This is a genomic window from Bradyrhizobium sp. 62 (assembly GCF_023073035.1).
Classification (GTDB): Bacteria; Pseudomonadota; Alphaproteobacteria; order Rhizobiales; family Xanthobacteraceae; genus Bradyrhizobium.
Genome location: NZ_JADPIT010000016.1, coordinates 336704 through 347545, shown reverse-complemented (window position 1 = coordinate 347545; position 10842 = coordinate 336704). Strand labels below are relative to the sequence as shown.

General features: G+C 65.0%; 8 protein-coding genes and 1 pseudogene. 1 reads left to right on the top strand and 8 read right to left on the bottom strand.

Annotated elements, in window-relative coordinates:
- Nucleotides 1–29: 29 nt before the first annotated feature.
- From IVB47_RS20660 to IVB47_RS20625, 8 genes are all read right to left on the bottom strand, one after another.
- Nucleotides 30–1004, bottom strand: a complete 975-nt coding sequence (locus IVB47_RS20660) for a hypothetical protein (protein WP_247463753.1) — start codon at nucleotides 1002–1004, stop codon at nucleotides 30–32.
- Nucleotides 1005–1090: 86 nt separating this feature from the next.
- Nucleotides 1091–1654, bottom strand: a complete 564-nt coding sequence (locus IVB47_RS20655; RefSeq protein ID WP_247426786.1) for a thioredoxin family protein — start codon at nucleotides 1652–1654, stop codon at nucleotides 1091–1093.
- Nucleotides 1655–1685: 31 nt separating this feature from the next.
- Nucleotides 1686–2384: a cytochrome c biogenesis CcdA family protein gene (locus IVB47_RS20650; RefSeq protein ID WP_247463750.1), complete on the bottom strand. Its 699-nt coding sequence runs from the start codon at nucleotides 2382–2384 to the stop codon at nucleotides 1686–1688.
- Between the two features lie 339 nt (nucleotides 2385–2723).
- Nucleotides 2724–3335 carry a sigma-70 family RNA polymerase sigma factor gene (locus tag IVB47_RS20645; protein WP_018456005.1) on the bottom strand — a complete coding sequence of 204 codons (612 nt, stop codon included), beginning with the start codon at nucleotides 3333–3335 and terminating at the stop codon, nucleotides 2724–2726.
- A 409-nt stretch (nucleotides 3336–3744) separates the two neighbouring features.
- Entirely contained in the window at nucleotides 3745–4479 is a 735-nt protein-coding gene (locus tag IVB47_RS20640) for a response regulator (RefSeq protein WP_007597984.1), read from the bottom strand.
- A gap of 10 nt (nucleotides 4480–4489) precedes the next feature.
- Complete coding sequence (locus IVB47_RS20635; protein ID WP_027565941.1) at nucleotides 4490–6235, bottom strand: DUF3369 domain-containing protein; 1746 nt, start codon at nucleotides 6233–6235, stop codon at nucleotides 4490–4492.
- A complete protein-coding gene (locus tag IVB47_RS20630; protein ID WP_027514477.1) occupies nucleotides 6205–8235 on the bottom strand; it encodes an ATP-binding protein in 2031 nt (676 codons plus the stop codon). The genes IVB47_RS20635 and IVB47_RS20630 overlap by 31 nt, the downstream gene beginning before the upstream one ends.
- 54 nt (nucleotides 8236–8289) lie before the next feature.
- Complete coding sequence (locus tag IVB47_RS20625) at nucleotides 8290–9285, bottom strand: TRAP transporter substrate-binding protein (protein ID WP_247463748.1); 996 nt, start codon at nucleotides 9283–9285, stop codon at nucleotides 8290–8292.
- A 143-nt stretch (nucleotides 9286–9428) separates the two neighbouring features.
- Here IVB47_RS20625 and ugpB point away from each other — a divergent pair.
- Nucleotides 9429–10813: pseudogene (ugpB, locus tag IVB47_RS20620) on the top strand (sn-glycerol-3-phosphate ABC transporter substrate-binding protein UgpB).
- The last annotated feature ends 29 nt before the right edge of the window (nucleotides 10814–10842 follow it).

Sequence of the window (10842 nt, the reverse complement as noted above, 5' to 3'; positions counted from 1 at the left end):
GGCCATGACGATGTGGAAGCGACGCGATATCAGATCTGGTTATTCTCAGCCGCGATCCCGAGCCGCCGGACGATTTCGGCACCTACGGCCCGGGCCTCAGGCCTCGACCCGATGCGAGGGCTGCGAAACCGCCGTCCCGACTGCAATCGGATCACCACGATACAGTGCTCGTCCTCGGACCGGCCGCGGCGCTCGACCGTGATCGTCTTGACGTCGCGCCCTTCGATGTGGTCGGCGCGCAACGTGCCGTCGCCCCACAGGCGTTCGACGCGGATATCACCTTGCCGGATGATCCAGAAGGCGCCGGTCACAAGATTGGCATAACGGGACACCCCGAAAGCGGCGATCGCGCCGACCGGCAGCAGCATGATGTCGACCGGCCCGGGCGACAGGCCACGCCAGAGCCTGTAGGCGTAGGGAACGGCGCACAATGCGACGACGATCAGTGCGACAATCCTGATGTCTCTCTTCGAGAACGGCTCAAGCGGGTCGCCGAGACGCATCTCGGGATTGCTGGCATCGAGCGGATTGACGGGAGACTCGACGTCGGGAACGTCGAATTGCGCGGCGATCCGCGCCACCGTGTCGTGCACGTGGGTGACATCGGCGATCGGCGGCGATGTCAGGCGCTCACCGGAGGCCAAGGTGAAGGCGAGCTGGAAGCGGGCTTTCGCCCTCTTGCTGCCGGGAACCTGCAATCCCCTGATGTCGTCCTTGGCAACGATCCGCGTCCGAAGTTTTCCGAACGGACGCTGCTCCCCGATCAGGATCTCATCCGGCGTGATGATCCACACCACCGCCGGCGCCAGCATGATGATAGCGACGAACGCCGCTCCCACCAGCAGCGCGACCACGGAGATGATGACCTCCAGAGTGTCGTGCGTGAACAGGCCGGGCGTGAAGCATAGCGCAACTGCGGCCGCAAAGCCGGACATGACCAGCCGCTGCGCGATCGAGGCGCCTTCACGAAGGCGAATGTCGGTGCTGCTGGTGACGTCGTCCATCGCGGGCGGCTGATTACGTGGCCCGCGAAACTCCACGGACCGGTCCGTGGAGTCAAGCAACAAGGGCGTGGCGCGCCAATCCGGCGTCAGCTATTGGCGTTCAGCAGCTTTGCCACGGTGCGGTCGATCTCGTCATAGCGGCCTTCGCCCTCGTGCTGGAACACGATCTTGCCGTTCTGGTCGATGATGTATTGCGCCGGCCAATATCGGTTGCGGTACGCGTTCCAGGTCTTGGAATCATTGTCCTGTGCCACCGGATAGGTGATGCCGTGGCGCTTGAGCGCCGCCTGGACGTTGGACGCCGAGCGCTCGAACGGGAATTCCGGTGTGTGCACGCCGACCACGACGAGGCCCTTGTCCTTGTACTTGGCATAGAGGTCGGTGACGTGCGGCAGCGTGTTGACGCAGTTGACGCAGCCATAGGTCCAGAAATCAACCAGCACGACCTTGCCGCGGAGATCGGCAATGTTCAGCGGTTTCGAGTTGAACCAGTTGTTGATGCCGGCGAAGTCGGGCGCGGTGTCCTGGCTGGCGGCGGCTGTCACGACAGGGACGGCGCGCGCGGCCTCGTCGCAGATGCCGGGGATGACGGCGCCGGTTACGGCGATGCCGATCAGAGCGGCGGAGACGGCGAGCAGTTTGAAAGTCATGGACAAGTCCTCCGGTGAAGATGAGGGATGATCACAGGCCGATCTGGCCGGTGGGATAGAAGCCGGTGAGCCACGCCACGATCAGCGTGTCGTATTGGAAATAAGCGGCGAGCGCGAAACCGATCACGACGACGCCAAAGCCCTGCTGCAGCCGCGGCGAGATGCGCGCGAGACTGCGCACCCGCGTGGTGGCGGCCTGCCCGCCATAGGCGATCGCCAGCATGGGAATGGCCGCACCGATGGCGTAGGCGATCAGCAGCGTACCGGCCCAGGTCGCGTTCTCAGTGGTCGCGACCAGCGTCAGGATCGAGCCGAGCACCGGGCCGGCGCAGGGCGTCCAGACCAGGCCAAGCGTGGTGCCGAGCACGAGCCCGCCGAGCGCGCCCTCGCGCTGCGTGGCGCCGGAGTTGCCGAGATCGAGCCAGCCGTTGAGCCGGATCGACAGCCATTCGAACGGCGGCGGCCACAGCATCAACAGGCCGAAGCCGAGCAGCAGGATCGATGCCGCCTCGCGCAGCACGTTCGGATCGAAATTAAACAGCCGCGTGATGGCGCCGAGCAACAGCGCGGTCGCGGAGAACGAGATGACGAAGCCGAGCGCGATCATCGCGGGGCGCAGATGCGAGCTGCGGCCGATCGAGGCCCCGAGCAGGATCGGCAGCATCGGCAGCGTGCACGGCGCGGCGATGGTGAGGATGCCGGCGAGGACGGCGAAGGTGAGTTCGAGCATCGGGGCACTCGTGAATGGGGGTCACGAGGGCTGTTCGGGATGAGAGAGGCAGTCGTTACCTCGCGTCACGCCTTCGTGACGGGAGTGCTGCAGCGGGCGTCTCGAACCATAAGTCCGGCACCTGAACCAAGCCCAAATACAAAACGACCCGGAGGGGGGGCATCCCGTCCGGGTCGTTGGAGGTCTTGGGAGGTTTAACGAAACCGTATGTGAGTTTTATAGGAGGGAAGTTTTTCCGCCTGATGTTGTGCTTTGTTTCAATTGTTTCGTCGGCGGTAACACTTCCGTGTCCGGAGTTAGGCCAAAACCAACGGCCTATCCCCTTGAAATATCTGAACTTCAGGCGGCGAAGCGCTCGACGCCGCAGCCCTTAAGCAATTCGGCGAGTTGCTTGCGGGCGTAGAACATCCGAGTCTTCACCGTGCTCTGCGGGATGCCGATGATCTGTCCGACCTCCTCCACCGACTTCTCATGGTAGTAGACGAGGGTGATGATTTCGCGATGCGCGGGTGACAGCTTCTGAACGCAGGCGCGCAGGATCGCGCTGGTGTCGCTGCGGTCGAGCGAGGTCTCCGGCGTGTCGCAACCGTCGGCGATCTGACGCACATCCTCCTGGTCGATGTCCTCGAAGCGGCGCTGGCGCATCGCGGTCAGCGCCTTGAAGCGGGCGATCGAGAGCAGCCAGGTCGAAACCTGCGAGCGGCCCTGGAATTGGCCGGCGGTCCGCCACACGTCCAGAAACACCTGGCTGACAAGGTCTTCCGCCGTGGTGGCGTCGCGCACGATCCGCAGGATGAAGCGGTAGACGCGCACATTGTGCCGGCAATAAAGGATGTGCATGGACGTCCGGTTGCCGTCGGCAATGCTTTCGAGAAGCATGTCGTCCGAGGTCGCCTGAGCGGCAATGATGCTCTGGCTGGCTTGGGCGTTGATGGCGATGACGTTCGGCATTGACTTGGCTCCCCGTAGCGCCGCAACCGAGCGGCGTTTCCTTCGACCAAAGTGTTAATGAGCCAACGTTTCGGGACGTCTGCACGAAAAGGGGAAAATGGTTTCGTGCGCCATCAAATTGTTTCGTCGGATTAGCCGCGACGAAACATTCGGGGTAAAAAAGCGTGGAATTTCAATGTACGGAAAATACGGGGGTGGGGAATGGAGGCGGACGGAGGCGCCGGGAACGTCTTTCGGGCCTTTGCGTTCGATGTCGCCTCAATCCCAGCTGTCGTCCTGGCGAAGGCCAGGACCCATAACCACGGAGTGGGTTTGGCGAAGACACGAGGGACCAGCCTCGCGCCACAACTTCTCCCTGGCGTAATGGGTCCCGGCCTTCGCCGGGACGACACCGTGGGTGGTGCGTGATCTACGCCTTCTCGCCCGCCGGCGAGAACAGATAGCCGCCGCCGCGGATGGTGCGGATCACGGCGGGTTTTGCCGGATCGGGCTCGATCTTGCGGCGGATGCGCATGATGCGCAGGTCGACGGCGCGGTCGAAGGCTTCGGCGTCGCGCGCGTTGGCCAATTCCAGCAGGCGCTCGCGCGACAGCACGCGCTTCGGATTGGCCGCGAACACCTTCAAGAGCCCAAACTCGGATGCGGTCAGCGGGTGCTCGTTGCCCTCGTCGTCGCGCAAGGCCTGAGCTTCGAGATCGAGCCACTTCGTCCCGAACCGTACCAATTGCTCCTTGTCCGATTTCGCAGCCGCCGTTTCCGCCACGGCTTTCGCCGGCGCGCTCCGGCGCAGCACCGAGCGGATGCGCGCCATCAGCTCACGCAGCTCGCACGGCTTGGCCACGTAATCGTCGGCGCCGAGCTCGAGGCCGACGACGCGGTCGATCGGGCTCGCCGTCGCCGTCAGCATGATCACCGGCACGTTGATGCGGCTCTTGAGGTCGCGGATGATCGAGAGCCCGTCTTCCTCCGGCATGTTGAGGTCGAGCACGACGAGGTCGGGCATGCTGCCGTCGATCGCCGTGCGCAACGACTTGCCGCCGTCGCACAGCGTCACGGTGAAGCCGTGCATCTTGAGGTAATCGCCGACCATCTCCCGGGCCGGGGCCTCGTCGTCGACGATCATGATGTGCTGGCTTTGGGTCATGGTCCTGAGATCACGGAATTTCGGTCGCGGGGAGGGTGATGGTGAAGGTCGAGCCCTTGCCGGGGCCCTCGCTCTCGGCGGTCACCTCGCCGCCGTGCATGTCGATAATACGCTTGACGATGGACAACCCAAGCCCGGTCGAGCTCTCGCCGGCGGTCGGCTTTGCCGACAGCCGCTGGAACCGGCCGAACAGGCGGCCGAGATCCTCCGGCGACAGGCCGGCGCCCTCGTCGCTGACGCGGATGATTGTGTCGCCGCCTTCATGGCTCACGATGACGCCGATCTTGCCGCCGATCGGCGAGTATTTGATGGCGTTGCTGATGAGGTTGTCGATCGCCTCGCGGATCCGGTCGGTGTCGCACATGGTGACGATGTTGACGGGTGCGGTGACGCTGATCGCCTGCTGCTTGTTGATGGCGAGCGGCTGGTTGGCCTCGGCGACTTCCTTGACCAGGGCCGCGACGTCAACCGGCTCGCGGCGGATGGTGATGTCGAAGGCATCGGCCATCGCGTCCGAGATCAGATGATCGACCATCGAGGTCAGGCGCTTGGTCGCATCGCGGATGTGATCGACCTGGGCGACTACGCCGCCTGACGACGCGCCGGTCGAGATCAGCTCCTTCAGCATCTCGGTGCGGCCGAGGATGACGCCGAGCGGGTTCTTGAGATCGTGGGCAACGGTGCCGAGGATCTCGTTCTTGAAGCCGTTGGCGCGCTGCAGCCGCAGCCATTGCGCTGAGAGGCGGCGGTTGGCCTGCATCAGCGCGCGGGTGCGCTGGGCGACGCGGTCTTCCAGCTGGGTGTTGGCGGCCTGCAGCTGCTGGTAGAGGATGACATTGTCGAAGGCAATCGAGAGCCGGCTGGAGAAGATCTCGACCAGCGAGCGGTCCGTCTCGGACAGCTCGCGCTCGGCCTGCAGCAGCACCACGACCTCGCGCCCGCTTCCGGTGCGCAAATAGATGACGCTGCGGTGGTCGGCGAATTCGTTCTTGCGGCCCTGGAACGCGGCTTCCACCATCGCGCGCAGATCGGGGTCGAGCGCCTTCGACGAGGTCGTGCCGATGAAGCGGCTGTAGCAGCCGCTGCCGGCGAGCACCGAGAGCTCGGGGTCGAGGCCGCCATTGTCGCGCAAGACCAGTATGCCGGCGCAATCGACGTTGAGCAGCGAGGCGAGCTGGGTCAGCACGCCCTCGGCGAGCCGCTGCATCGACTTGAAGTCGTACAGCGTCGAGGCGGCGTCGATGATGATCTCGAGCCCGCGCCTTGTCTGCAGCATGCGCTCGAGCTGCTGGTAAGAGCGCAGCGCCGCGGTCAGCGAGGTGAACAGCTTGTCGGCGGTGAGCTCGGTCTTGGCCTTGTAGTCGTTGATATCGTACTGGACGATTACGCGCCGCTCGGGCGCCTGGCCGGGCTGTCCGGTGCGCAGGATGATGCGCACGGTCTCGTTCTTGAGCTCGTTGCGGATGTACTCGACCAGCTCAAGGCCGGCGACGTCCGTCTCCATGATGACGTCGAGCAACACGGCGGCGATGTCGTTGTGCGCCGCCATCAGCTTGCGACCTTCCGCCGCGGAATGGGCGGAGAGGATCTCCAGGCCCTGGCCGTTGAGGGAATAGTCCGAGAGCGCAAAACGCGTGCCGTCATGCACGGCCGGATCGTCGTCGATGACGGCGATCTTCCATTTCCGGGCGTCAACATCCTCCGATGCGGTACCGGTGTCGTCGATCAGGTGGAGGACATCGTCCTGTTCGGCCATTGAGAAGTCCCGTCAGTCTCTGTGCTTTGCCCGCCGCCCCTGGCGACCCGGGGCATGATAATGCGAAATGTAGTGCCTTGTCCCAGCTTGGATTCCAGCATCATGCGACCGCCGAGCTGCTGGGTGACGAGGTTATAGACGATATGGAGGCCGAGTCCCGTGCCACCTTCATTGCGCCTGGTGGTAAAGAATGGGTCAAAGGCCTGGCGCTGCACGTCGGAGGTCATGCCGGCCCCGTCATCGGTGAAGATGATCTCGACGTCGTCGGCCCCGCGGGGCCGCGCCGAGATCGTGATCGTGCCGGCGCGGCCGTCGGCAAAGGCGTGGTTGGCGGCATTGAGGAACAAATTGGTCAGGATCTGGCCGTAGGAGCCGGGATAGCCGTCGAGCAGCAGCCCCTCGGGCATGTCGACATGGAGCGTGATCGGCGACCGCTTCAGCACCGGGCGCAGGCTCGCGATGATCTGGTCGGTGGCTTCGCTCAGTGAGAACTGCCGCCGCTCGGCATGGGAGCGGTCGACCGCGACCTGCTTGAAAGACTGGATCAGCTCGCCGGCGCGCTGGAGATTGGCGACGAGCTGCTGCGAGGCGTCGCGCGAGGACTGCACGAATTCTTCCAACTGCGAGCGGCGCAGGCCGCCGTCGCCCTTGAGCTGGGCCTCGAAGATCTCGGTGCGCCGGGCAAAGCTCGACGCAACGGTGAGGCTGATCCCGATCGGGTTGTTGACCTCGTGCGCGACGCCGGCGACGAGGCCGCCGAGGGCTGCGAGCCTTTCGGCATCGATCAGGTTCTGCTGCGCGGCGTTGAGCTCGAGCAGTGCGCTCTCGGCCTTCTCCTTGGACGCGCGCAGCTCGTCCTCGGTCTGGCGCTTCGCGATTGCGTTTTCGCGGAACACTTCCACCGCGCGCGCCATGGCGCCGACCTCGTCACGTGCACGCGTGCCCTGCACCTCGCGGCCGAGGTCGCCAAGCGTGATCGCGCGCATCGCCGCCATGATCTGCTGCAGCGGCAGCCGGATCGACAGCGCGATCAGCACGCCGGCGGTGAGGATGATGCCGAGGAAGATCACGGCGATGGAAAGAACACGGCGGGAGATGTCCGCCAGCGTGCGGTCGAACGTCTCCTGCGCCTTCTGCTCGCGCTGGCGCATCTTGGTGGAGAGATCGTCGATGGCGCCGATCGCCTCGGCCTGGTTGGCGTCGATGGTATTGCGCAGCAGCTCGGTCCGGTTCGTGAGCTGCTCGGAGAGCTTTGCGAAGCCCTCGCGCAGCGCGGCGGTCCGGGCCGCCAGCCGCCGCAGCGCCATGCGCTGGAGGTCGTTGTCGGCGAGATCGATCATCACGGGGATGGTCTTCTCGATGGTTTCGGTATTGCGGCGGGCGTCGTCGGCCGCACCCGATGACAGCGAGAGATAGTAGGAATTGGCCGCGACCAGCATCGCGGTGAAGGCTTCGCGCGACTTGCCCAGCGAAGGCCAGATCAGCGCGTCGCGGTGGCCGGTGGCGCCTTCGATGATGGAGTAAAGCCCGGCCATGTCCCTGGCCGGTCCCTGCACCTGATCCTCATAGGTCTTCGCGATGGTGGCCTGCACGCCGCGCAGCTCGCCGAAGCCGTTGAGGAAGCGGTCGGTGGTGCGCTCCAGCTCCTCGACCGAGCCCGACAGCATCGGGTCCTTGGCGGCGCGATTGGTCAGCGTCCCCAGCACCGCCTCGCGCAGCAGCAGGATCTCGGCGAACAGATCGGGGCTCGGTTGGTTGATGTAGCGGTGAATCAGATTGTGCAGCCGCCCGGTCTCGCTTTCGAGCAGCGCCAGAATCCGGTCGGATTCGCGCACCTGGCGCACGTCCTCCCAGGCCGAGCCGAGCACCTGCGAGCCGTTCCAGATCAGCCCGACCAGCACGATGACCACGGCAGAGTTCAGCGCCGCGATCGACAGGATGCGCCAGCGGATCGGCACCGCCCGGAGCACGCCGACCAGCCGCGCGCGCAGCCGCCCCATCGGGCCGGGCGACCTGTCTGCATGCTCGCTGTGTCCAAGCCCGGGCAAGAGGCCTCACTCCACCTTGCGAATGCGTTCGATCAGCGCGGCCGCGGCCGGATCTTGCCCGGCCTTGGTGTAGATCGCGACCATCGCGTCCTCGAACGGCTTGCGGTCGATATCCCTGACGATGGTGACGCCCGCTTCTTCCGCCTTGCGCTGCGACTGCTCCTCGAGGTCGCGCCATTTCTCGCGCATGAATCGGCTGGAGCGCTGCGCGGCTTCCCTGAATATGGTCTGGTCGTCGGCCGACAGGCTTTTCCAGGCCTTCAGCGAGATCACCAGCACTTCGGGGCTCATCGTGTGCTCGGTGAGGGCGAGATAGCCGGCATGCTTGTAATGGTCCGTCGTCACGTAGGAGGGCCAGTTGTTCTCGGCGCCGTCGATCAAATGGTTGGCAAGCCCGGCAAGCACCTGTCCATAGGGCATCTCGACCGGCTCCGCGCCGAGCGCGCGGATCATCTGGCTCATCAACTCCGACTGCTGCACCCGGATCCGCAATCCCTTGAGGTCCGCGACGTTTCTGACCGGGCGGGCGCCGTTGTAGATCGACCGCGCGCCGGAATCGTAGAAGGCGAGGCCAACGAAGCCATAGGGCTCGAAGCTGCCGAGGATCTCGCCGCCGATCGGCCCGTCCAGCACCTTCTGCATGTGCTCGATGGACCGGAACAGGAACGGCATCGCCAGCACGTTCATCGCCGGGACGAAGTTGCCGATCAGCGCCACATTGGTCCGGTTGAGATCGATCGCGCCGACCCGGGTCTGCTCGATGGTCTCCTTCTCCTCGCCAAGCTGGCGGGAGTGGAACACCTTGACCTCGTGCCGGCCGCCGCTGCGCTCGGCGATCAGGGCGCCCATGTAGCGCAGCGCCTGCACGGTCGGATAATCCTCGGTCTGGGTGTCGGCGGCGCGGAATTCCCGCGCAGCGGCCCCCGTCGCGCAGATGGCGATCAGAAGCGCGACGAAAATCACCCCGGTCCGCGAGCGTTCGGCACGGTTCAACACTGGCACACTCAACCCCTCAGTGGTGGAGTCTATGGCGGGAGCAAAAGGTTCAATGCAATCTAGCAGATGGTCGGGGGAAGGCCATCCCGCCCGGGGCTTCGGCGTGATTGTGCGGCGCGGCCGGCGCTCATTCCCGGTTGAAACCGCAAATGCCGCGCCTTAAGCAGGGACGGTCGCCGTCGTCGCGCGATACGGAAAGAGCCATCGTGATTTCAGCATTGCGCTTCTTGCAGGTCATCGCCGCCCTTGCGGCCCTCTCCTTGGCCGCGCCGGTGCGGGCCGCGACCGACATCGCGTGGTGGCACGCCATGTCCGGCGAACTCGGTCGCCAGCTCGAGAAGCTCGCCTCCGACTTCAACGCCTCGCAGCCGGACTATCGCGTCGTGCCGACTTACAAGGGCAGTTACACCGAGACGGTGACGGCCGCGATCTTCGCCTTCCGCTCGCGCAGCCAGCCCGCGATCGTCCAGGTCAACGAGGTCGCCACCGCCACCATGACCGCGGCCAAGGGCGCGATCTATCCCGTGTTCAGCCTGATGCGGGACATGAACGAGCCGTTCTCGCTCAATGACTATCTTCCCGCGGTCTCCGGCTACTACACCGATGCGGCCGGCAATCTCTTGTCCTTCCCGTTCAATTCGTCGACGCCGATTCTCTATTACAACAAGACCATGTTCCGCGACGCGGGGCTCGATCCGGAGGCGCCGCCGAAGACCTGGCCGGAGCTCGGTGCTGCCGCTAAACGCCTGCGCGATCGCGGCGCGGCGTGCGGCTTCACCACGTCCTGGCCGTCCTGGATCCATGTCGAGAATTTTTCAGCGTTTCACAATCTGCCGCTGGCGACGCGGACCAACGGCTTTGCCGCGCTCGATGCCGAGTTGACCATCAACAATCCGTCTCTCGTGCGTCACGTCGCCGAACTCAGCGAGTGGCAGAAGACGAAGGTGTTCGACTATAGCGGCCGCGGCCAGTCGGCCGAGCCGCGCTTCCAGAACGGCGAATGCGGCATCTTCATCGGCTCCTCGGCGACGCGCGCCGACATCAAGGCGAACTCGAAGTTCGAGATCGGCTACGGCATGATGCCGTATTGGCCCGACGTGAAGGGCGCGCCGCAGAATTCGATCATCGGCGGCGCCACGCTGTGGGTGCTGCGCGACCGCCCGCGCGAGGAATACAAGGGCGTGGCGCGATTCTTCGCCTATCTGTCGCAGCCCGGCGTACAGGCCGCCTGGCACCAGAACACCGGCTATCTGCCTGTCACCCGCGCCGCCTTCGAGCTGACGCGCGCGCAAGGGTTTTACGAGCGCAATCCGGGCTCGGCGATGTCGTTCGAGGAGATCACGCTGCATCCGCCGACGGAGAATTCGAAGGGCATCCGGCTCGGCTCCTTCGTGCTGATCCGCGGCGCGATCGAGGACGAGCTGGAGCAGGCCTTTGCCGGCCGCAAGAGCGCGCAAGCGCCGCGCTCGATGCCGCCGTCGAGCGCGGCAACAAGATCCTGCGCCAGTTCGAGCGCGCCAGCCCGGATAGGTAGGGCGGGATGGTAGCTCGGCGTTAGGGCAA